The organism is Bradyrhizobium sp. CIR48 (assembly GCF_014198315.1).
Lineage (GTDB): Bacteria > Pseudomonadota > Alphaproteobacteria > Rhizobiales > Xanthobacteraceae > Bradyrhizobium.
The window spans coordinates 340,680-362,304 of record NZ_JACIHG010000004.1 but is presented as its reverse complement, the minus strand read 5'-3'; the positions used below and the strand labels follow the sequence as shown (position 1 = coordinate 362,304).

The 21,625-nt window shown below is 65.6% G+C and carries 16 protein-coding genes; 8 read left to right on the top strand and 8 right to left on the bottom strand.

The genetic code is table 11. The features are described 5' to 3' along the window. The first annotated feature begins 185 nt into the window (after nucleotides 1-185). Nucleotides 186-494 (top strand): hypothetical protein, encoded by a 309-nt coding sequence (locus tag GGD66_RS15260; RefSeq protein WP_143109044.1) that lies wholly within the window; start codon nucleotides 186-188, stop codon nucleotides 492-494. 401 nt (nucleotides 495-895) lie between these two features. Here GGD66_RS15260 and GGD66_RS15255 read toward each other — a convergent pair whose 3' ends face one another. From GGD66_RS15255 to GGD66_RS15240, 4 genes are all read right to left on the bottom strand, one after another. Next, nucleotides 896-3,109, bottom strand: a complete 2,214-nt coding sequence (locus GGD66_RS15255) for an FAD-dependent oxidoreductase (protein ID WP_183230479.1) — start codon at nucleotides 3,107-3,109, stop codon at nucleotides 896-898. A 153-nt stretch (nucleotides 3,110-3,262) separates the two neighbouring features. Then, entirely contained in the window at nucleotides 3,263-4,471 is a 1,209-nt protein-coding gene (locus tag GGD66_RS15250; RefSeq protein WP_183258251.1) for an acetyl-CoA C-acetyltransferase, read from the bottom strand. A gap of 55 nt (nucleotides 4,472-4,526) precedes the next feature. Then, on the bottom strand, nucleotides 4,527-6,317 hold the full coding sequence (locus GGD66_RS15245; protein WP_183258250.1) for an acyl-CoA dehydrogenase C-terminal domain-containing protein: 1,791 nt from the start codon (nucleotides 6,315-6,317) through the stop codon (nucleotides 4,527-4,529). 105 nt (nucleotides 6,318-6,422) lie between these two features. Beyond that, a complete protein-coding gene (locus GGD66_RS15240) occupies nucleotides 6,423-6,806 on the bottom strand; it encodes a nuclear transport factor 2 family protein (protein ID WP_183230482.1) in 384 nt (127 codons plus the stop codon). Nucleotides 6,807-7,006: 200 nt separating this feature from the next. Between GGD66_RS15240 and GGD66_RS15235 the strand changes: the two genes are divergently transcribed. The 4 genes from GGD66_RS15235 (at nucleotide 7,007) to GGD66_RS15220 (ending at nucleotide 13,530) form a co-directional block, all read left to right on the top strand. Then, complete coding sequence (locus GGD66_RS15235) at nucleotides 7,007-7,597, top strand: PadR family transcriptional regulator (protein ID WP_092255855.1); 591 nt, start codon at nucleotides 7,007-7,009, stop codon at nucleotides 7,595-7,597. 389 nt (nucleotides 7,598-7,986) lie between these two features. Beyond that, on the top strand, nucleotides 7,987-11,502 hold the full coding sequence (locus GGD66_RS15230) for a tetratricopeptide repeat protein (RefSeq protein WP_183258249.1): 3,516 nt from the start codon (nucleotides 7,987-7,989) through the stop codon (nucleotides 11,500-11,502). 343 nt (nucleotides 11,503-11,845) lie between these two features. Then, entirely contained in the window at nucleotides 11,846-12,763 is a 918-nt protein-coding gene (locus GGD66_RS15225) for a sulfite exporter TauE/SafE family protein (RefSeq protein WP_026201657.1), read from the top strand. Then, the gene (locus GGD66_RS15220; RefSeq protein WP_183258248.1) at nucleotides 12,760-13,530 is read left to right on the top strand and encodes a TIGR02186 family protein; all 771 of its coding nucleotides are present in this window, start codon (nucleotides 12,760-12,762) and stop codon (nucleotides 13,528-13,530) included. Before GGD66_RS15225 ends, GGD66_RS15220 begins: the two co-directional genes overlap by 4 nt. A 158-nt stretch (nucleotides 13,531-13,688) precedes the next feature. Here GGD66_RS15220 and GGD66_RS15215 read toward each other — a convergent pair whose 3' ends face one another. Both GGD66_RS15215 and GGD66_RS15210 read right to left on the bottom strand, forming a co-directional pair. Continuing rightward, nucleotides 13,689-14,462 carry an MBL fold metallo-hydrolase gene (locus GGD66_RS15215; protein WP_018316372.1) on the bottom strand — a complete coding sequence of 258 codons (774 nt, stop codon included), beginning with the start codon at nucleotides 14,460-14,462 and terminating at the stop codon, nucleotides 13,689-13,691. Between the two features lie 15 nt (nucleotides 14,463-14,477). Continuing rightward, nucleotides 14,478-15,389, bottom strand: coding sequence for a DMT family transporter (locus tag GGD66_RS15210; RefSeq protein WP_183258247.1), 912 nt, complete (start codon nucleotides 15,387-15,389; stop codon nucleotides 14,478-14,480). Between the two features lie 97 nt (nucleotides 15,390-15,486). On the opposite strand from GGD66_RS15210, the gene GGD66_RS15205 reads away from it, so the two are divergent. Next, nucleotides 15,487-16,350, top strand: a complete 864-nt coding sequence (locus GGD66_RS15205; protein ID WP_177237081.1) for a LysR family transcriptional regulator — start codon at nucleotides 15,487-15,489, stop codon at nucleotides 16,348-16,350. Between the two features lie 24 nt (nucleotides 16,351-16,374). On the opposite strand, the gene GGD66_RS15200 is transcribed toward GGD66_RS15205, so the two are convergent. Continuing rightward, nucleotides 16,375-16,620: a hypothetical protein gene (locus GGD66_RS15200; RefSeq protein WP_177237082.1), complete on the bottom strand. Its 246-nt coding sequence runs from the start codon at nucleotides 16,618-16,620 to the stop codon at nucleotides 16,375-16,377. A 204-nt stretch (nucleotides 16,621-16,824) separates the two neighbouring features. Here GGD66_RS15200 and GGD66_RS15195 point away from each other — a divergent pair, with 204 nt between their 5' ends. Continuing rightward, nucleotides 16,825-19,341: a glycogen/starch/alpha-glucan phosphorylase gene (locus GGD66_RS15195; RefSeq protein ID WP_177237083.1), complete on the top strand. Its 2,517-nt coding sequence runs from the start codon at nucleotides 16,825-16,827 to the stop codon at nucleotides 19,339-19,341. Between the two features lie 188 nt (nucleotides 19,342-19,529). Next, nucleotides 19,530-20,345 carry an acyl-CoA thioesterase II gene (locus tag GGD66_RS15190; protein WP_183258246.1) on the top strand — a complete coding sequence of 272 codons (816 nt, stop codon included), beginning with the start codon at nucleotides 19,530-19,532 and terminating at the stop codon, nucleotides 20,343-20,345. Between the two features lie 36 nt (nucleotides 20,346-20,381). Here GGD66_RS15190 and GGD66_RS15185 read toward each other — a convergent pair whose 3' ends face one another. Next, entirely contained in the window at nucleotides 20,382-21,575 is a 1,194-nt protein-coding gene (locus tag GGD66_RS15185) for a serine hydrolase (RefSeq protein ID WP_183258372.1), read from the bottom strand. Nucleotides 21,576-21,625 lie beyond the last annotated feature (50 nt).

Sequence of the window (21,625 nt, the reverse complement as noted above, 5' to 3'; positions counted from 1 at the left end):
TTGCTTGAAGCGGTTGCGGAAGCCCGGAGGTTCGCGATGTCCTGGGCATCAATTTTACGAGCATTGTCGGAGTTAACAATAACTCCGCCTTGTGTGTGCGGCAGAGATCACCATCGTTGTGAGAGCAATCCAGTTGGCTCAATTTCAGCCATGTACCGCGATGCGGCCTGAACTGGGAAGCTCTCGTGACAACCGTACTCCTCCTCTTGCTTGCGAGCACGATCACCGGCTTGGCGGCGGGACTCTTCTTCCGAGTCGGGAGTCTGTTGCTGGTCTCGCCGGCGACCGCGATCCTCGTCGCAACGGTCCTTCAGACCTCGGGCTTTGGATTTTGGACGGGCATTCCCATCGTCGCCGGCTGCCTGGTTGCCGGCCAGGTCGCCTATTTGGCGGCGACGCTCTACGTGCACAGAGGCGAGCTCTCAGTGCAGGACGACGTCGACGGCGACCCAGGCCAGCGCGGCCATCGCCATGTCGATGAAGAGAACGAGTAGCGCCATGCCGACCCAGGAGGGGAGCTTTCTGCGCCGCCGGAAGAGCCTGCGCCGCGGCCACGGCTGCCCCAGCCGCAAGAGGGGGGCGTATCTTACGGCAACGCCGGCTGCGCTGACTTGAGACACCGTGGGGATCATTGCGGGACACCTTCAATGCTGACGAGCCATCCGACGGATCGTCAGCAAGAGCGGTGCCAGGGCGGAGCGAGCGCGGCTGGACGGGTTTGCAGCGGCGTTTTCTAACCGTTCGACGACTGCAAATAGAAAGGCCGGATCGACGATCCGGCCTTTCCTGTTTCTGCGTAGCCCGGATGGAGCGCAAGCGTAATCCGGGGTGCTCTCGCGAGTTGAAAAACTGGTCCCGGATTTCGCTCCGCTCCGTACGGGCTACAGGCTGCTCGTCAGGCCGCCGCCTTCTTCGGCGCGAAGCGGCCATAGAAGGTCTCGCCCTTCGCCGCCATCTCCTCGAGCAGCCTCGGCGGGGTGAAGCGCGAGCCATACTTCGCTTCCAGCTTGTGGCAAAGCTCGACGAACTTCTTCGGGCCCATGAAGTCGATATAGGACAGCGTGCCGCCGGTGAACGGCGCGAAGCCGAAGCCGAGGATGGAGCCGACATCCGCTTCGCGCGGATCGGTGATGACGTGATCCTCGACCGTGCGCGCGGCTTCCACCGCCTGCACCACCAGGAAGCGCTGCTTCAGCTCCTCGATATCGAGCGTGTCAGGGTCGAGCTGCTTCGGCTGCAGCGCCGACAGACCCGGCCACAGACTCTTCTGGCCCTTGCCCTTTTCAGGATAGTCGTAGAAGCCCTTGCTGTTCTTGCGGCCGAGCCGGCCCTGCTTCTCGACCAACTCCACCATCAGCTTCTTCTGGTCGGGATTGATGGCGTTGGGACCGAGATCGGCCTCCGTCGCCTTCATGATCTTGAGGCCGAGGTCGAGCGCGACTTCGTCGGAGAGCGAGAGCGGGCCGACCGGCATGCCGGCCATCTTGGCGCAGTTCTCGATCATTGCCGGCGGCACGCCCTCGAGGAACATCTCGTTGCCCTCGGCGACGTAGCGGCCGACGCAGCGGTTGGCGAAGAAGCCGCGGGAGTCGTTGACGACGATCGGCGTCTTGCCGATCTGCCGGACGTAGTCGAGCGCGGTCGCGAGTGCGAGATCGCCAGTGTTCTTGCCCTTGATGATCTCGACCAGCATCATCTTCTCGACCGGTGAGAAGAAGTGGATGCCGACGAACTTGCCCTGATCCTTGAACGATTCAGCCAGCGAGGTGATCGGCAGCGTCGAGGTGTTCGACGCGAAGATCACGTCGGGCTTCATGTGCTCCTGCGCCTTGGCGAAGGTATCGGCCTTGACCTTGCGATCCTCGAACACCGCCTCGATGACCAGGTCGACGTCCTTCAGCGCCGCATAGTCCGCGGTCGGCGTGATGCGCGCGAGCAGCGCTTCGGCATCGCCGGGCTTGGCACGGCCCTTCTTGATCTGATCCTCGATCACCTTCTGCGCGTGCGCTTTGCCCTTGTCGGCGCTCTCCTGGTCGCGGTCGATCAGGACGACGTCGAGGCCGGCGCGGGCCGAGACGTAGCCGACGCTCGCGCCCATGAAGCCGGCGCCGATCACGGCGATCTTCTTCACCTTGGTTGCGGGCACGTCCTTCGGACGGCGCGCACCCTTGTTGAGCTCCTGCATCGACAGGAACAGGCTGCGGATCATCGCCGCCGCTTCCTTCGAGCGCAGCACCGAGGTGAAATAACGCGACTCGACGCGAAGCGCGGCGTCGATCGGCAACTGCAGGCCTTCATAGACGCAGCTCATGATGGCGCGCGCGGCCGGATAATTGTCGTAAGTCTCGCGGCGATAGATCGCATTGCCGGCCGGGAACATCATCATGCCGGCCTTGGAGAACACCGGGCCGCCGGGCAGCTTAAAACCCTTCTCGTCCCAGGGCGCGATCGCCTTGCCGCCGCCCTTGATCCAGTCCTTTGCCGCCTTGACGAGATCGGCGGCCGGTACGATGGCGTGGATCAGGTTCAGCGCCTTGGCCTTGTCGATCGTGACGGGATCGCCCTTGAGCAGGATCGTCATCGCGTCCTGCGGCGGCACCAGGCGCGGCACGCGCTGCGTACCGCCGGCGCCCGGGAACAGGCCGACCTTGACCTCGGGCAGGCCAAGCCGGGTCTTGGGATTCTCCGCGGCGACACGATAGTGGCAGCACAGCGTGATTTCGAAACCGCCGCCGAGCGCGAGCCCGTTGATCGCGGCCGCCCATGGCTTGCCTGATGTTTCGATCGAGCGCAGCACCAGCGAGAAGCGTCGGCTCTGGTCAAACAGCATCTGGTTCGCGGCGGTCTCGCCCTGCTCCTTGAACACCTTCGCGTAAGCCTGGTTCATGCCCTCGAGCATCGACAGGTCGGCGCCGGCGCAGAACGCTTCCTTGGCCGAGGTGATGACGACGCCCTTCACCGCGGCATCCGCAGTGGTCGCCTTGACGATGGCGTCGAGCTCGTTGGTCGAGGTCTCGTCGAGCACGTTCATCGAACGGCCCGGGATGTCCCAGGTGACGAGCGCGATGCCGTCTGCGTCGGTCTCAACCTTGAAATTCTTGTACGACATGTTGGTTGCTCCTCGGTGCCGCAGCCAATCTCAGGCGCGGCGGTTGATGGGGTCTCGTAGGGTGGGCAAAGGCGCTCTTGCGCCGTGCCCACCATCATTCGCGACGAGAGCAGTGGTGGGCACGCTTCGCTTTGCCCACCCTACGGCAGTTCGTTACACCCGCTCGATGATGGTCGCGGTGCCCATGCCGCCGCCGATGCACAGCGTCACCAGGGCGGTCGACTTGTTGGTGCGCTCGAGCTCGTCGAGCACGGTGCCGAGGATCATCGCACCGGTTGCACCAAGCGGATGGCCGAGCGCGATGGCGCCGCCATTGACGTTGATCTTGGCGTTGTCGATGTCGAAGGCCTGGATGTAGCGCAGCACGACCGAGGCGAAGGCTTCGTTGAGCTCGAACAAATCAATGTCCGACTTCTTCATGCCGGAGCGCGCGAACAGCTTTTCGGTGACGTCGACCGGACCGGTCAGCATCATCGCCGGCTCCGAGCCGATATTGGCGAACGCGCGGATTTTTGCACGCGGCTTCAGGCCGTATTTGCTACCAGCCTCCTTGCTGCCGAGCAGCACGGCGCCGGCGCCGTCGACGATGCCCGACGAATTGCCGGCGTGGTGCACGTAATTGACCCGCTCGATCTCGGGATGCGACTGCACCGCGACGCCGTCGAAGCCGCCCATCTGCGCCATCATCGTGAACGAGGGTTGCAGCTGCGCCAGCGACTGCATCGTCGTCGAGGGACGCATGTGCTCGTCCTTGGCCAGGATGGTGAGGCCGTTGATGTCCTTCACCGGGACGATCGACTTGTCGAAGCGGCCTTCCTCCCAGGACTTCGCCGCACGCTGCTGGCTCTGCACGGCGTAGGCATCGACGTCGTCGCGCGAGAAGCCGTATTTGGTGGCGATCAGATCGGCCGAGACGCCCTGCGGCATGAAGTAAGCGGGGACTGCCATCGAGGGATCCATCGGCCATGCGCCGCCGGAGGCGCCGATGCCGACGCGGCTCATCGATTCCGCGCCGCCGCCGATCACCAGCTCATGCTGCCCGCTCATCACCTGCGCGGCGGCAAAGTTCACGGCATCGAGGCCGGAGGCGCAAAAGCGGCTGATCTGCACGCCCGGCACGGCTTCGCCGAGACCGGCTTTCAGCGCCGCGAAACGCGCGATGTCGGAGCCGGCTTCACCGACCGGATCGACCACGCCGAGGATGACGTCGTCGACGGAATCCTCAGGCAGATTGTTGCGGTCCTTCAGCGCCTTCAGCGGCACGGTCGCGAGCGCGAGCGCCGTGACTTCGTGCAGCGCGCCGTCCGCCTTGCCGCGACCGCGGGGGGTGCGAACGTGGTCGTAGATGAATGCCTCAGGCATGACGCCCTCCTGATGTGATGTTCAATACGATTGGGAGCAGGCAGCGGAAGCAGGCTCAGAACGCTTCCGCCGGCAATTCCATGATGGTGGCGCAGCCGGCCTGGATGCGCGCGAGATTGGCGGCGGTCTCCGGCAGCATCCGCTCCATGAAGAAACGGCCGGTGACGAGCTTGGTGGAGAGATAGGGCGTCGCCCCACTCTCGGCAATCTTGGCATTGGTCACCTTGGCCATCTTCGCCCACATGTAGCCGAGCGCGACGAAGCCGAAGAGATGCAGGTAATCGGTTGCGGCGGCGCCGGCATTGTCAGGTTTCGCCATCGCGTTCTGCATCAGCCAGGTCGTGGCCTGCTGGAGATGGCCGAGCGAGGCCGAGAGCGGCGCGATGAAGGGTTTTAGCGCCTCGTCGCCGCCATTCTCCTTGGCGAAGGCCATGACCTCGCCGAAGAAGGCCATGATGGCGCGGCCGCCGTCGCGCGGCAGCTTGCGGCCGACGAGGTCGAGCGCCTGGATGCCGTTGGCGCCTTCATAGATCATGGCGATGCGGGCATCGCGCACGAACTGCTCCATGCCCTGCTCGGCGATGTAGCCGTGGCCGCCATACATCTGCTGCGCCTGCACCGCGTTGGCAAAACCGTAATCGGTAAGGAAGCCCTTCAGCACCGGCGTCATCAGGCCCATGTGGTCGTCGGCCGCCTGGCGGTCCTTCGGGTCTTCCGAGCGATGGGCGACGTCGCTCTTCAGCGCAGTCCACATCACGAAGGCGCGCGCGGCTTCGTTGAAGGCGCGGATCGAGAGCAGCGTGCGGCGCACGTCGGGATGCACGATGATCGGATCGGCTTGCTTGTCCGGCGCCTTGGCGCCGGTGAGCGCGCGGCCCTGGATGCGCTCGCGGGCGTAGGCGACCGCGTTCTGATAGGCGACCTCGGACTGCGCGAGGCCCTGCACGGCGACGCCGAGCCTCGCCTCGTTCATCATCACGAACATGCCCTGCATGCCCTTGTTCTCTTCGCCGATCAGCCAGCCGGTGGCGCTGTCGTAGTTTATCACGCAGGTGGAATTGCCGTGGATGCCCATCTTGTGCTCGATCGAGCCGCAGACGACGCCGTTGCGGGCACCGACTGAGCCATCCGGATTCACAAGGAACTTGGGTACCACGAACAGCGACACGCCCTTGATGCCGGCGGGCGCGCCTTCGATGCGCGCGAGCACGAGGTGGATGATGTTGTCGGCAAGGTCGTGCTCGCCGGCCGAGATGAAGATCTTGGTGCCCGTGATCTTGAAGCTGCCGTCCGCCTGGCGCACCGCCTTGGTGCGGAGCATGCCGAGATCGGTGCCGCAATGCGGCTCGGTCAGGTTCATGGTGCCGGTCCATTCGCCGGCAACCATCTTCGGCACGTAGGTCTTCTTCTGCTCGGGCGAACCATGAACGATCAGCGCCGCGGTCGCGCCCATGGTGAGGCCGCCATACATCGAGAACGCCATGTTGGCGGAGATCTGGAATTCGTTGACCGCCTGGCTCAGCGTCACCGGCAGGCCCTGCCCGCCAAACTCGGTCGGCGCCGACAGACCGAGCCAGCCGCCTTCGGCAACCTGCTTGAACGCGTCCTTGAAGCCCTTCGGCGTGGTGACGCTGCCGTCATCGGCACGCTTGCAGCCTTCGAGATCGCCGACACGATTGAGCGGTTGCAGCACCTCTTCGGCGAGCTTGGCGGCTTCGCCCAGAATGGCTTCGCGCACATCGCTCGACGCATCGGAGAAGCCGGCGAGATTGTCGTAGCGGTCGATCTGGAAGACGTCGTTGAGCAGGAAGTTCACGTCTTCGACGGGGGCTTTGTAGATCGGCATGGGGTTCTCCCGGCAATGGGCCTTGAAGTGGTGGAATGCTCTGAACGGTCCTTGCGGCGCAGCCGTGCCCGCGAGCTTAGCGGGTTCTGCAACCTCAGGGCAGGGTCATGATTGGGCGGCCAACTGCTCCGCCATCAGACGATGCAGCATGTTGATCGCCTTGAGCGGACGCACCATCACCTTGAAATGGGTGATGCGTCCCTCGGCATCGAAGCTGATGATGTCGACGCCGTTGATCTCGATACCGTCGATCATGGTCTTGAATTCGAGCACGGCGCCGCGCTCGCTGGTCCACTCACCAACATAGGTGAAGCCGGGACCGCCGAGCACCTTCTCGGCGCTGGAGAGGTATTTGAAAGTGATGTCGCGCCCGCGCTGCGGCGAATGCACGACGGGACTTTCGAAAACGGCGTCGTGATGAAGCAAGTCCCAAAGCGCGGTGCGGTCGTGGGACTTCATGTAGCCGTACCAGGAGTCGAGGCCGGTCATTCCAGGATGCCTCCCTAAAGGCCTTGGCAAAAAACGCGAAAACAACCCCATGCACAGTAGCGTGCTGATTGATTCCGCTGGGTTTTTCGGGTCGGATCTTCAGCCCGTCCCTGAACGCCTCATATGCACATTGACGCATATGCGCCAATGCGCATAAAGTCAAGCGGGTTGGTCGAGGTCGAAGAAGAAGGAGGCCGGTCATGGCACTGGGCGACGCAATCCTCGCATGCCTGACGGAACGCCCCATGACGGGCTACGAACTCGCCAAGACGTTCGACTCCTCGATCGGCTTCTTCTGGAAGGCCGACCACCAGCAGATCTACCGAGAGCTCTCCAAGCTGCGCGACCGCGGCCACATCCAGGGCCGCGAGGTCGTGCAATCGGGCAAGCCCAACAAGCTGGTTTATACGCTCACTCCGGAGGGGCGAACAGCGCTGCGGCACTGGGCCGCGCGACCAAGCACGCCAGCCTCCACCAAGGACGATCTGCTGGTCCGCCTCCATGCGCTCGACAGCATCGACATCGAGCCGCTGCGCACCGACCTGATGGCCCGCCTGGAGCACCATCGCGACCGCCACGCCAATTACGAGCGCATCCTGAAGAAGCGCTTTCCGGAGGGCACGGCGGAAGGCCGGCTCGATCTCGGCAATCTGCTCCTGCTCCGCTTAGGGGCCCGCCACGAACAGATGGTCGCCGACTTCTGCGAGGAGGCGCTCGATGCGCTGTCGGCGATGACCGGCAAGGCCACGGTGGTGCCGCTGGAGGATGGCAAGCGCGAGGGGAAGGGCTGAGGGGTGGCCCGACCCGACAGGAGACTGTCACCACATTTACCGGTGTCATGCTCCGCGAAAGCGGGGCATCCAGTACTCCGAGGCAGCGCGGCTGGAATCGAGCCGCCGCGGCGTACTGGATCGCCCGCCTTCGGGGGCGATGACAGCGGAGTATATGGCGGCGGCAGGTCGCGAAGGATGCAATGACGCCGCTTCCGGCGTGCCCCAGTTCCCGCCGCCCAACTTTAAGACACCGGGCTCGCGTTCCTTAACCCGTTATTTACCGTAACAGGAAAAAGTCGGTTTTCGAGGCAGACGACCCGCGCCAAATCCGATTGTCTTTGCAACCGGCACGCGAGGGGAGGCTGGAGGCGCCGGGTGGGGCGCCGGAGTCGGAACCGGACAGAGTCATGAATTCGCGCGTATCGTGGAGTGTTGACGGCATCGATCCATCCGTCAGGGAGCGGGCCGAAGCTGCTGCGCGTCGCGCCGGCATGTCACTCAACGATTGGCTGAACTCCACCCTCGGCGAAACTGCTCCCCCGAACTTTCGCGAACCTTACGACCAGCGTCCGCAAGCCCCGCACGTTCAAACCCGGGGACCGAGTCAGGAAAGCCGCGAAGTCGCCGACATCCACCAGCGGCTCGACGCGATCACCCAGCAGATCGAGCGGATCTCCAAGCCCGCGCAGCGCCAAGATACTTCACGACAGGATTCGTCGCGGCAGGACCCTTCGCGGCCAGACGCCTCGCGCGAGCAGGGCGTCGCGCGCCAGCTCAACGATGCGATCTCGCGTCTCGATGCGCGGCTGTCGCAAATCTCCCGGCCGCAGCCTCAACCGCAGCAGCCCCCGGCTCCGCGCCCGGCGCCGGCCGACACGCGCCAGCGCCAGGCCGATGCGGTCGAGCGCGCGGCGGCGCAGGTCTATCGCAACGCCCCGCCCCTGAGCCCCGCCTCGTTCGACGTCGCCGTCGCCGAGATCACCGCGCGGCAGAGCGAGCTCGACGGCTTCACGCCGCGGCAGATGCCGCCGCGCGCCGCGCCCTCGATCGCGCCCAATGCTGCTCCCTGGGCCGCTCCTTACGCACCTCCGATGGCGCCACCCGCGCCTGCCTATGCTCCGCCGCCACCGCAGCCGGGGCCGGATTTTTCCGCGCTCGAGCGCCATCTGCTCAAGATCACGAGCCAGATCGAGTCGCTGCAGCGCCCCGACAATACCGAGCAGGCGATCAACGCCTTCCGCAGCGAGCTTGCCGAGATCCGCGCCGCCATCACCGAGGCGATGCCGCGGCGCGCGATCGAATCGATCGAGAACGAAATCCGCTCGCTGCATCGCCGGATCGACGAGACGCGTTCCAACGGCACCGACGGCCAGGTCCTGTCGGGCATCGAGCACGCGCTGTCCGACATCAAGCAGGTGCTGCGCACGCTGACACCGGCCGAGCAGCTCACCGGCTATGACGAGGCGATCCGCAATCTAGGCGCCAAGCTCGACCTGATCCTGCGCGCCAATGACGATCCCTCGACGGTGCGCCAGCTCGAAGGCGCGATCACCGCCCTGCGCGGCATCGTCTCCAACGTCGCGTCCAACGAAGCGCTGGCACGCCTGTCCGAAGACGTGCAGCTGCTGTCGTCCAAGGTCGACCAGGTCACCCGCGCCTCCGGCCAGGGCGACAGCTTTGCGGTGCTGGAGCAGCGCATTGCGGCGCTCACCGCGGCGCTGGAAACGCGCGAGCGGCCTCAGCCGGCCGAGAGCACCGAGCACCTGGAATCGGCGATCCGCGCGCTGTCGGACCGCTTCGACCGCATGCAGGTCGGCAACGATTCGGCCTCGACCTTTGCGCATCTCGAACAGCGCGTCTCGTATTTGCTGGAGCGGATCGAAGCCGCCGCCGATCCGCGCAACGGCAATTTGAGCCGCGTCGAGGACGGGCTGCACGACATCCTGCGTCACCTCGAGCGGCAGCAGGCGACCTATTCCGCGCTGGCCGAGAGCCGCAGCTCCGCAGCACCGGCCGATTCCGGCGTGGTCGATCTGGTCAAGCGCGAGCTGTCCGACATCCGCTTCAGCCAGGCCGAGACCAACCGCAGCACCCAGGACTCGCTCGACGCCGTCCATAGCGCGCTCGGCCATGTCGTCGATCGCCTCTCCATGATCGAGGGCGATCTGCGCGCGGTGCGCACCGCGCCGCCGGCCCCCGCGCCAATGCCCATGCCGATGGCCGCTCCCATGGAGCCCGCGCCGCCGATGGCGCGTGAGCCGCGGCCGCAAGCCCAGCAGCAACCGAAATACGATCCGAAGCCGGAGCTGCCGAACCCCGCCGCGCAGCAACAGGCCCACGCGCAGCAACAGGCCCACGGCGCCTTCGCCCAAGCCGCCTTCTCCGCCGCGCCGCGTGAATTCCATGCTGCTAGCCCCGCCGCGCCGCCGCCGGTTCCGTCGGCACCACCGGTGCCGCCGCGCGCGATCAGCGAGATCCTGGAGCCGCACACGGCGCCCGCGCGCACCGCGCTCGCGCCGGAATTGCCGCCGGATCATCCGCTCGAGCCGGGCACACGGCCGGGTGGACGCCTCGCCACGCCATCGGAGCGCATCGCCGCCTCCGAGAGCGCGATCAGCGACATTCCCGCCGCGCCGAAAGAGCCGGTGTCGTCGTCGAGCTTCATCGCAGCCGCCCGCCGCGCCGCCCAGGCCGCCGCCGCGCAGCCGGAAAAGCCGGCGCGCGGCGCCAAGGGTGGTGCGAAGGCCGGCGCCGATCGCGGCAATGACAAGGGCAAGGACGGCAGCTCGACCATCACCTCGAAGATCCGCTCGCTGCTGGTCGGCGCGAGCGTGGTCGTGATCGTGCTCGGCACCTTCAAGATGGCGATGAACCTGCTCGAGGGCAGCGCGCCGCCGGCGCCGCAGGCCATGGACAATACGTTGAGCCAGCCGGCGCCGCAGACCCCACCGCCACCGCCGGTGATCGAGAACAAGCCCGCCACGCCCGAGCAGGTCACGCCATCGATGACCTCGCCGACGCCGATTGGACGGCAGTCCCAGAACAACGCCGCGCCGGCTCCCGCCGCCAATTCGGGCAACTCGGCCTCGGTCGAAATTCCGCCGGCGCCCGCCGCATCCGTGCCGCCGCCTGCCACGAGCAGCGACGTCACCGGCGCGCTGTCGGGCACGAGCCGCGCCAAGCTCGGCATGATCCAGGTGCCGCCGAGCGAAAAGCTGCCTGACGGCATCGGCGGCCCGGTGCTGCGCACCGCCGCGATGAAGGGCGATGCGACCGCGGCCTACGAGATCGGCTTGCGCTTTGCCGAAGGCAAGGGTGTTGCCACGAATTACGACGAAGCTGCCAAATGGTACGACCGCGCGGCGCAGGCCGGCGTGGTGCCCGCGACCTTCCGCCTCGGCACGCTCTACGAGAAGGGCCTCGGCGTGAAGAAGGACGCCGACATCGCCCGCCGCTACTACACCCAGGCCGCCGAGCGCGGCAACGCCAAGGCGATGCACAATCTCGCGGTGCTCGACGCCGACGGCGGCGGACGCGGCGCCAACTACAAGAGCGCGGCGCAGTGGTTCCGCAAGGCCGCCGATCGCGGCGTCGCCGACAGCCAGTTCAACCTCGGCATCCTCTATGCCCGCGGCATCGGCGTCGAACAGAACCTCGCCGAGTCCTACAAATGGTTCAGCCTCGCAGCTGCCCAGGGTGATGCGGACGCCTCCGGCAAGCGCGACGACGTCGCCAAGCGTCTCGACCCGCAATCGCTCGCGGCCGCCAAGCTCGCGATCCAGACCTTCAGCGCCGAGCCGCAGCCCGACGACGCCGTCAACGTCACGGCGCCCGCTGGCGGCTGGGACAGCGCGCCGCAGGCGAATGCAAAGCCGGCGCCGAAGCAAGTCGCAACCAAGCGCTCGGCCTCGGCGGCGCATTAAAGGCGAATTGCTTTAGACAGACAGAACGAGCCGCGCGCGCGGTGCACCTCTCCCGCTTGCGGGAGAGGTCGCGGAGCGAAGCGACGCGGGTGAGGGCTCTTGCCTCTCGGGGGGTCTCGCGAGAGGAGACACCCTCTCCCCAACCCTCCCCCGCAAGCGGGGGAGGGAGCGCATCTCGCGTTATCGCAACGATCGGGTCTCGTTCACGTCAACATTCACCACGCCCGAAATTCCGGGTCCCTCCCGGCTCCGAATTCCGCTATTGAGGGGCGCGGCAATCGTTCCGACCTTCCCGCGAGCATTCCGCGACAATCGATCCGTCTCGCCGGCGTATGGTCCTTCGATGCAGCTCTATCTTCCGATCGCCGATCTTCCCGTCAACGTCTTCCTGGTGCTCGCCATGGGCGCCGCGGTCGGCTTCGTCTCGGGGATGTTCGGAATCGGCGGCGGCTTCCTGATGACGCCGCTGCTGATCTTCATCGGCATCACGCCGGCGGTCGCGGTCGCCTCGGTCACGAGCCATATCGCGGCCTCCTCCTTTTCCGGCGCACTGTCTTATTGGCGGCGGCGCGCGATCGACCCGGCGCTGGCGAGCGTCCTGCTCTGCGGCGGCGTCACCGGCACGGCGCTCGGCGTGTGGACCTTCACGCAGCTTCGTGCGCTCGGCCAGCTCGATCTGATGATCGCGCTCTCCTACGTGGTGCTGCTCGGCACCGTCGGCAGCCTGATGTTCTCGGAAGGGCTGCGCGCACTGATGCGGACCCGGCGCGGCGCGCTGCCGCCACGACGCACGCACAATTGGATTCACGGCCTGCCGCTGAAGATGCGCTTCAAGCGCTCGAAGATCTATCTCTCGGTCATCCCCGTGGTAATCGTCGGCATCATGATCGGCTTCATCGGCGCCATCATGGGCATCGGCGGCGGTTTCATCCTGGTGCCGATCATGATCTATCTGTTGAGGGTGCCGACCTCGACGGTGATCGGGACCTCGATGGTGCTGACGCTCGTCACGATGCTGTTCGCGACCATGCTGCACGCGGTGACCAATCACCTCGTCGACGCCGTGCTGGCGCTGATCCTGATGGTCGGCGGCGTCACCGGCGCGCAGTTCGGCGTCCGCGCCGGGCAGAAGATCCGCGGCGAGCAGCTACGGCTGCTGCTCGGCCTCCTGATCCTCTCGGTCGGCGTCCGCTTCGCGATCGAGCTGGTGATCCGGCCTGAGGATCTCTTCACCATCCGCGAGCTGGGAGTGAGCGGATGATGCGCGCAGCTCTCGCACTCCTGCTCGTCCTGCTGCTCGGCTCCGCAGCGCGCGCCGAGCGTCTGATCGTGTCGGTGTCCAACCACCGCGTCACGGTGACACCGAACTATTCCGGCGAGGAGCTGGTGCTGTTCGGCTCGGTGGAGAAGGACGCGACGACACCCGCCGATCGCACGGCCTATGACCTCGTCGTCACCGTGATGGGCCCGCGCGCCGACATGGTGACACGGCGCAAGGAGCGCACCTTCGGCATCTGGATCAACACCGACTACCGGCAGTTCCTGCAGGTGCCGAGCTATCTGGCGCTGTTCGCGAACCGTCCCTTCGAGGCGATCACCTCGCCCGAGATCGCGCGGCGGCAACAGATCGGGCTGAACAACGTGCTGCTGACGCAACGGGTCGGCGGCGATTATGCCGACGTGGTGCCGAACGACGCGTTCCGCTCGGCCTTCATCCGCCTGCGTACCCAGCGCGGGCTCTATCGCGAGGATCCGAGCGCCGTCACGTTCCTGACGCCGACCCTGTTCCGCACCGGCATTCCGCTGCCGGCGGAGGTGCCGATCGGCACCTACGAGGTCGAGATCAGACTGTTTGCGAACGGCTCGTTCATCGGCAAGACTGAGACCGCCTTCGAAATCGTCAAGGTCGGCTTCGAGCAATTCGTCGCCACCACCGCCAGGCACAACGGGCTGATCTATGGCCTCGTCACCGCCGCGATGGCGCTGATGACGGGATGGATGGCGTCGATCGTGTTCCGGAAGGATTAGTTGCCGTCATTGCGGCGCGCGCCACTCTCTCCGCTCGTCGTCGCCCGGCTTGACCGGGCGATCCAGTATTCCAGAGGCCGGCGTTAGGGAGCTCGCTCTCGCAACGGCCGCCGCGGCGTACTGGATGCCCCGGTCAAGCCGGGGCACGACAGTGAGGCTCACGGCGCCTGGATCACCGTCGGCACGCCCGGCTCCAGCAGCCGCAGCCGCGTTCCGAAACCGAGCACGTCGAACGTCTTGCGCAGATCCTCGCTGTTCTGGCGGAAATGCGCCCAGCCTTCGGTATGCACGGGCACGATCGTCGCATCGGGGAAGGCGCGCGCCGTTTCGATGGTGTCGTTGGTGTCCATGGTGAGGTGGAACGGCCCACGCGTCTGCGCGGCGCCGGCGAAGGGCAGCACCACGCCGCATTTGAAGCGGCGCGCGACTTCGGCGACGCCGTCGAACCAGGTGGTGTCCCCGCTGATATAGACCGTGCTGGTGTCCTTCCGGCTGGACGCCACCACGAAGCCGATGACGTCGCCCGACAGCGGCTCGATGCCAGCCGGGCCATGGCGCGCCGGCGTCGCGGTGATGGTCAGGGTGTTGCCGTCGCTATCCTTCAGATGCGTCGTGCTCCAGGGCGCAAGGCCCTCGACATGGCCGCCGAGGCGCTTCGCGCCCGCCTCCGTCGTCAGCACGCGCTTGACCTTATGGAGATAGTCGCGGCCCGAATGATCGAGATTGTCCGAATGCTGGTCGTGGCTGAGCAGCACGGCATCGACCGGGCCGATCGCATCGGCTTTCAACGCGGGACCGATGGTTTTCTCCAGCGTCACATGCGGCAGCTGGTAGGCGCCGGGCGCATCGAAGGTCGGGTCGGTGAGCAGGCGGAAGCCGTCGATCTCGATCAGCGCGGTCGGGCCGCCTATCAGGGTGATGGAAATGGGCACGAGAGAACTCTCCTCTTACGAGACAGGCTTTGCAGGGCGCGTCACTAGGTAGATGCCGAGCGCGACCGGGATGATGCCCAGCAAATCACGGGCCTCGACGTGCTCACCAAGGACGAGATACGCGAACACCATGCCGAGCGGCGGCATCAGGAAATGATAGGCGCTGGCGGCGGTCGCGCCGCACACTTTCAGGAGATGGAACCAGAGCCAGTAGGCGAGGATCGAGCCGCCCAGCACAAGGAACGCAAAGGCGCCGATTAGGCCCGGCGTATAGTCGATCGCGTGCACGTCGGCGAAACTGAACGCGATCGGCGAAAGTGCGAGGCCGGCCGCGAGGTTCTGCACGCCATTGCCGATCCACAAGGAGCCCTTCGGCGCGAGCAGCTTGAACAGGATGGTGCCAGCGACCAGCGAAGCGAGCGAAGCCAGCGTGAAGACGATGCCGTGCAGGGAATCCGTGCCGACCGACAGGCGATGCCAGACGATCAAGGTCACGCCGGTGATGCCGAGAAGGAGGCCACCGGCCTTGCGCCAGGTCATGCTCTCGCCGAGCAACAGGGTCGCGAGCGCGGCGGTGAAGACCGGATTGGCCGATACGATCAGGCCGCCGAGGCCGGCGGAGACCGATTGCAGGCCGGTGTAGCCGAGGCCGAGATAGAGCGCGTTGTTGGCGATCCCAAGCACGGCGAAGATCGCCGCATCGCGCCAGGTTAACGACCAGCTGTCGCCGCGGATCAGCGTGGCGCCCAGGATCAAAATGCCGGCGAGCGAGAAGCGCGCGGCGAGCAGGATCAACGGCGGGCAATGGGTGACCCCGATCTTGCCGGCGACGAAGGCGTAGCTCCAGAGCAGGCAGAACAGGCCGATGGCGAGCGGCAGGGTGTTGAAGCGGGTGCGGGGGGCCGAAATCGAGGGGGCGAGCGACATGGGGGCATTCTCCTGAGCCTCGATCTAGGGAGTCCGCTTGTCATTTGGAAATTAAATGATTAACTCCACGCCAGTGGATTTTCGAATGGATGCGGCCATGCTCGATCTCGAGCTGCTGCGCAGCTTCGTCTCGGTGGTCGAGGCCGGCGGCTTCACCCGCGCCGGCGCGCGCGTCCATCGCACGCAGTCGACCGTCAGCCAGCAGATCAAGCGGCTGGAGGACGATATCGGCCAGGTGCTGCTGCACCGCGACGGCAAGACCGTGCGCCCGACCGAGGCCGGCGAGCGGCTGCTCTCCTATGCGCGGCGCTTGCTCTCGCTCGCCGAGGAGGCGCGCGACGTGCTGCGCCAGCCGGATGGCGAAGGCGCGATCCGGCTCGGCATCCCCGAGGATTTCGCGGCGTACCGGCTGACCAAATTACTGGGCGCGTTCGCGCGCTCGCATCCGGGCCTGCGGCTCGACGTGCGCGCGGACCAGAGCAAGCATCTGGCGCGCGATCTCGAACGCGGCGAGCTCGACCTTGCGCTGTTCAAGCGTGCGGCCGGCGAGAAGGGCGCCATCGCGGTGTGGCCGGAGCGGGTGCACTGGGTCACCAGCAAGAGCCATCCGGTCGATGTTCACGCCGCGTCCGTGCCGCTGATCGGCTTTCCGACCGGCTGCCTCTACCGGGCCGGCGCCATCCACGCACTGGAAAGCATCGGCCGTGCCTGGCACATGGCCTATTCTTCGTCGAGCCTCTCCGGGATCCAGGCCGCGGTCGCCGCCGGCATGGGCCTCAGCATCTTGTCGGAGATGTCGATCCAGTCCGACCACCGCGTGCTGACGGCGAAAGATGGTTTTGCGCCGATCAACAAGACCGAGGTCGCACTGATGGCCTCGCCCGATGCGAGCCCGGCAACGCTGCGACTTGCAGATCGTCTCGCCGAGTTTTGCGATGCAGTGCAGGCGAAGGCGGCTTGAATTCGCAGAATATCGGACGGTCTCTTAGTTCGCCGCGGACATCAGCCTGTCGCCGCACGCATTCGCATAGAACTTGCCGCCACATTGGCGCTTGATGGCGGCGCAGCGGGCCGCGGGCGAGGCATTCTGCGGGACCGTGAAGCCGCAGCTGAGGCCATCGGCGCTGCGACCGGGCTTGCCGGCGGCAAACGCGGCACTGAGGGTCCCGATGCAGACGACGAGCAGGGCCGCCGCGGCGATCTCGATCAGCAGTCGCGTCAGCAGTCTCATGGGAATGTTCCTCCACACTGATGGCTGATTTGATCCGCAATCTAGCACCGAATCCCGGTTTCTCCGTGCTCGCCCGGGTTCCCAAACGGCCCGTTCCTTGCATAAATTTGCGCCAGCGCAGTGCACGGCCGCTCCAGTGGCAGTTCCGGTGCAGGGGCAAGACGCGTAAGGGTTAGTGGTGTGTTCGACCAGGAAGTGACGGCTTTGCAAGATCAATCGTTCCAGCCCAGTTTTCCCGCCCCCGGCCAGCCGATCGACGAGCTCGCGCTGGCTGAGATCAAGGGCGCGATCCTGGCGAAGCTGCGCCTTGCCATCGGCAAGGATGCCGGCATGGCGACCAGGCACGACTGGTACCAGGCCGCGGCGCTGGCGCTGCGCGACCGTGTCGTGCATCGCTGGCTCACGGCCGAGAAGCACAGCTACGACGCGGGCCGCAAGCGCGTCTATTATCTCTCGCTCGAATTCCTGATCGGCCGTCTCTTTACCGACGCGCTCAACAACATGGGCTTGCTCAAGATCTTCGAGGTCGCGCTCGGCGATCTCGGCGTCTCGCTGCCGGAGCTGCGCAAATGCGAGCCGGACGCTGCGCTCGGCAATGGCGGCCTCGGGCGCCTTGCCGCCTGCTTCATGGAGAGCATGGCGACGCTGTCGATCCCCGCGATCGGCTACGGCATCCGCTATGATTACGGCCTGTTCCGCCAGATCATCAACCAGGGCTGGCAGCAGGAATATCCCGACGAGTGGCTGAGCTTCGGCAATCCCTGGGAATTGCAGCGCCCCGAGGTGATCTACGACATCTTTTTCGGCGGCGGCGTCGAGCATGTCGACGACAAGGGCCGCGACCGCGCGATCTGGCATCCGGGCGAGACCGTGCAGGCGATCGCCTATGACACGCCGATCGTCGGCTGGCGGGGCCAGCACGTCAACGCGCTGCGCCTGTGGTCGGCGCGTTCGCCCGATCCGCTCAAGCTCGACGCCTTCAACAAGGGCGACTATGTCAGCGCCACCGCCGAGCAGTCGCGCGCGGAAGCGATCTGCAAATTCCTCTATCCGAACGACGAGAGCCCGGCAGGCCGCGAGCTGCGCCTGCGCCAGGAATATTTCTTCGTCTCGGCCTCGCTGCAGGATCTCGTCAAGCGGCACCTTGCGTCCGACGGACAGCTGCGCAGCCTGTCGAGCAAGGTCGCGGTGCAGCTCAACGACACCCATCCGAGCCTTGCCGTCACCGAGCTGATGCGGATCCTCGTCGATCTGCACAATTTCCGCTGGGACGAGGCCTGGAAGATCACGGTCGCCACCCTCTCCTATACCAACCACACGCTGCTGCCCGAGGCGCTGGAGACCTGGCCGGTCGAGCTGTTCGAGCGGCTGCTGCCGCGGCATCTGGAGATCATCTACCGCATCAACGTGCAGCATCTGGCGCTCGCCGAAGCGCGCTGCCCCGGCGACATCGACTTCCGCGCCTCGGTCTCGCTGATCGACGAGAAGAGCGGGCGCCGCGTGCGCATGGGCCAGCTCGCCTTCGTCGGCTCGCACCGCATCAACGGCGTCTCGGGGATGCATTCGGACCTGATGCGCGAGACCGTGTTTCACGACCTCAACCACCTCTATCCCGGCCGCATCACCAACAAGACCAACGGCATCACCTTCCGGCGCTGGCTGATGCTGGCGAATCCGAAGCTGACCGACCTGTTGCGCGAGACCTGCGGCGAGGCGGTGCTCGACGATCCGACCCAGCTCTCGCTGATCGAGGCCCGCGCCAGCGACGTCGAATTCCAGAAGAAGTTCCGCAGCGTCAAGCTTCACAACAAGACCGCGCTGGCGCGCCTGATCGGCGAACGGCTCGGCATCAAGGTCGACCCGACCGCGCTGTTCGACGTGCAGATCAAGCGCATCCACGAATACAAGCGCCAGCTGCTCAACGTCATCGAGACCGTCGCGCTGTACCAGGCGATCAAGGACAACCCCAATGGCAATTGGGTGCCGCGGGTGAAGATCTTCGCCGGCAAGGCTGCCGCGAGCTATCGCTACGCCAAGCTGATCATCAAGCTGATCAATGACGTCGCCGAGGTCGTCAACAACGATCCCGCGATCGGCGGCAAGCTCAAGGTGGTCTTCCTGCCCGATTACAATGTCAGCCTCGCCGAAGTGATCATTCCCGCTGCCGACCTGTCGGAGCAGATCTCGACCGCCGGCATGGAGGCCTCCGGCACCGGCAACATGAAGCTGGCGCTGAACGGCGCGATCACCATCGGCACGCTCGACGGCGCCAATATCGAGATCCGCGACCATGTCGGCGCGGAGAACATCGCGATCTTCGGCATGGAGGCCGGCGACGTGATGATCCGGCGCAAGCAGGGGCTGGACGCCTCCGACTTGATCCGCAACTCGCCGAAGCTGCAGCGCGCCATCAATGCGATCGGCACCGGCGAATTCTCGCCCGGCGATCCCGGCCGCTTTGAATCGATCGCGCACGCGCTGCGCTATCTCGACCATTACATGGTCAGCGCCGATTTCGATTCCTATTACGAGGCGCAGCGCAGCGTCGATGCGCGCTGGCTGGTGGCGCCGGCCTGGACGCGCGCCTCCATCCTCAACGTCGCGCGCATGGCGTGGTTCTCCTCCGACCGCACCATCCGCGAATATGCCGAGGAGATCTGGAACGTGCCGGTCAATCCGACCACGCCGTTGCTGCCCAACCTGCGCGACGCCGCGGGCTGATTTTTCCGCGGCGTGGAAGCGTTACCCGACAGGTAATTGCACAGCCACGCGATGGCTGTGATATGACGACCGTCATTCCGGGCCGGCTCGCAGAGCCGAACCCGGAATCTCGAGCTTCCGGGTTCGATGCTTCGTCCCGCGCCACGCGGTCCCATCGCATCGCCCCGGAATGACAGACGGAAACGAAAATGCACGCAAGACTTCCCCATCCCTTCGACGATGCCACCCGCGTCACTGCCGGCGACTCCAGCTGGCAGGGGCACACCAGCGACGATTACTGGGCCTTTGTCGGCCCGTTCGGCGGCGCCACCGCCGCGACCATTTTGCGCGCGCTGATCGACCACCCGGAGCGCGCCGGCGATCCGCTGGCGCTCACGGTCAACTACTGCGCGCCGATCGCGAAAGGCCCGTTTGACCTGGATGTGCGGCTGGTGAAGGCCAACCGCTCCAGCCAGCACTGGAGCGTCGAGCTCAGCCAAGGCGGCGGCGAGGTCGCAACGCTCGCCACCGCGGTGTTCGCCGAGCGGCGACCGTCCTGGGAGCACCGGGTGGCGCAATATCCCGATGCAAAGCCGTTCGAGGAGACGCTGCCGTTCCCGAGGATCCAGGCCTCCTGGGCCAACCAGTACGAATTCCGCTTCGTCGAGGGCGAGATGCGGATCGGTCCAGCGCAGGCCGAACCCGCCAGCACCTATTCAAAAATCTGGATCAGCGACCGCACGCCGCGCAAGCTCGACATGTTGTCGCTGATGTCGATGTCGGACGCCTTCTTCGGCCGCATCTTCCACGCGCGGCGCGAGCTGGTGCCGTTCGGCACGGTGTCGCTGACGACATATTTCCACACCGAAAGCGAAGAGCTCGCGGCTGAGGAAATCACGCGCGTGCTGGCGACGGCCGATTCGAAGATCATGCACAAGAGCTACGCCGATCAGAACGCCGAGCTGTGGTCGCCGAACGGCCGGCTGCTCGCGACCTCGACACAGATCGCGTATTTCAAGGCGTGAGCTCTCTCCACCCCTCGTCCCGTTCTTACCGGGTCCCTAACCCGCCATTCGCTGCCTCAGGCTCTGATAAAACGCCGTCTCGAAACTCATGTAACCGATGAATGACGTTGGATCGCCAAACGGAAGAATCTGCGTGGCCCAGAACCCGCCGAACCCGTTCTGCCGGTCGATCCAATAGAACAGATTGGCAAGGCCCGCCCAGCCGAGGGCGCCGGCGGGACGCCCGGTGGGTGCTTCCTGGTCGTTGATCATGAAGGACAGCGCCCAGGACTTTGACTGGCCCGGGAAGAACTCGGCATCATTGCACAGCGCTGGGATGACGCCGGTGATCGGTGTCACCTTCTTGTCTCCGAGATGATTCTTCTCCGCCATGCGCACGGTCTCCGCCTTCAGCACGCGACCATGCTCGCCGGCACCGTCATTCAACCACATCCGGATGAAACGCATGTAGTCGCCGACCGTGCCGTAAAGGCCGTGGCCACCCATATGCACTTCAGGGTTGGCGGGGAGCTCGAAATCCATCGGCGTCAACGAGCCGTCGGCGCCGCGCGCGTGGATCCCGGCCAGTTTGCCGCGCATGGCCTCCGTCAGCTCGAAGGTCATATTCTTGATTCCGAGCGGCTCGAAGATGCGCGTATTGAAAACCTCGCCAAGCCGGCGCCCGGCGATGGCCTCGACGATTTGGCCACACCAGTCGAGATTGGTGCCGTAGTCCCAACGCTCGCCGGGATCGAACAGCAGCGGCGTCATCAGGCAGGCTTTGGAAGCGGTGATGACGCTGGGCTGCCCCTTCTCCTCGGCCAGGCGGTTATAGGTGCGGTTGATGAAATCGTAACTGAGACCGGCGGTATGCGTCATCAGCATCCGTGTGGTAATGTCCCGCTTGGGCGCCCGCAGCATTGGCTCACCCGCGGCATCAAAGCCCTCGATGACCTGGAGCTTGCCGATGTCCGGCGCATAGCGCTTGGCCGGTGCGTCGAGATCGAGCTTGCCCTCTTCGACGAGTTGCAGCACGGCCGTGCCGGTGATCGCCTTGGTCGTGGAGAAGATGGCAAAGATGCTGTCGGCCGTCATGTCGGCGGGCTGGTCAAGGCGCCTTTTTCCCGCAGCACCTTCGTAGATGTTGCGATAACGGTCCGTCACCATCGCGACGACGCCGGGCACGCGCGGCGTGGATGTAACGACACCGTCGAGAACGGCGTCTGCAGCAGCACCGAAATTCGTGCTCATGGTTGTCCTCCCGTTTGGATTGGATGAATTCCGTCGACGCAGCGCTTCGC

Coding starts and splice junctions, on each gene's coding strand:
- GGD66_RS15255 (WP_183230479.1), bottom strand. CDS start 3,109: ATGTCGTACAAGAATTTCAAGGTTGAGACCGACGCAGACGGCATCGCG.
- GGD66_RS15250 (WP_183258251.1), bottom strand. CDS start 4,471: ATGCCTGAGGCATTCATCTACGACCACGTTCGCACCCCCCGCGGTCGC.
- GGD66_RS15245 (WP_183258250.1), bottom strand. CDS start 6,317: ATGCCGATCTACAAAGCCCCCGTCGAAGACGTGAACTTCCTGCTCAAC.
- GGD66_RS15240 (WP_183230482.1), bottom strand. CDS start 6,806: ATGACCGGCCTCGACTCCTGGTACGGCTACATGAAGTCCCACGACCGC.
- GGD66_RS15235 (WP_092255855.1), top strand. CDS start 7,007: ATGGCACTGGGCGACGCAATCCTCGCATGCCTGACGGAACGCCCCATG.
- GGD66_RS15230 (WP_183258249.1), top strand. CDS start 7,987: ATGAATTCGCGCGTATCGTGGAGTGTTGACGGCATCGATCCATCCGTC.
- GGD66_RS15225 (WP_026201657.1), top strand. CDS start 11,846: ATGCAGCTCTATCTTCCGATCGCCGATCTTCCCGTCAACGTCTTCCTG.
- GGD66_RS15220 (WP_183258248.1), top strand. CDS start 12,760: ATGATGCGCGCAGCTCTCGCACTCCTGCTCGTCCTGCTGCTCGGCTCC.
- GGD66_RS15210 (WP_183258247.1), bottom strand. CDS start 15,389: ATGTCGCTCGCCCCCTCGATTTCGGCCCCCCGCACCCGCTTCAACACC.
- GGD66_RS15205 (WP_177237081.1), top strand. CDS start 15,487: ATGCTCGATCTCGAGCTGCTGCGCAGCTTCGTCTCGGTGGTCGAGGCC.
- GGD66_RS15200 (WP_177237082.1), bottom strand. CDS start 16,620: ATGAGACTGCTGACGCGACTGCTGATCGAGATCGCCGCGGCGGCCCTG.
- GGD66_RS15190 (WP_183258246.1), top strand. CDS start 19,530: ATGCACGCAAGACTTCCCCATCCCTTCGACGATGCCACCCGCGTCACT.
- GGD66_RS15185 (WP_183258372.1), bottom strand. CDS start 21,575: ATGAGCACGAATTTCGGTGCTGCTGCAGACGCCGTTCTCGACGGTGTC.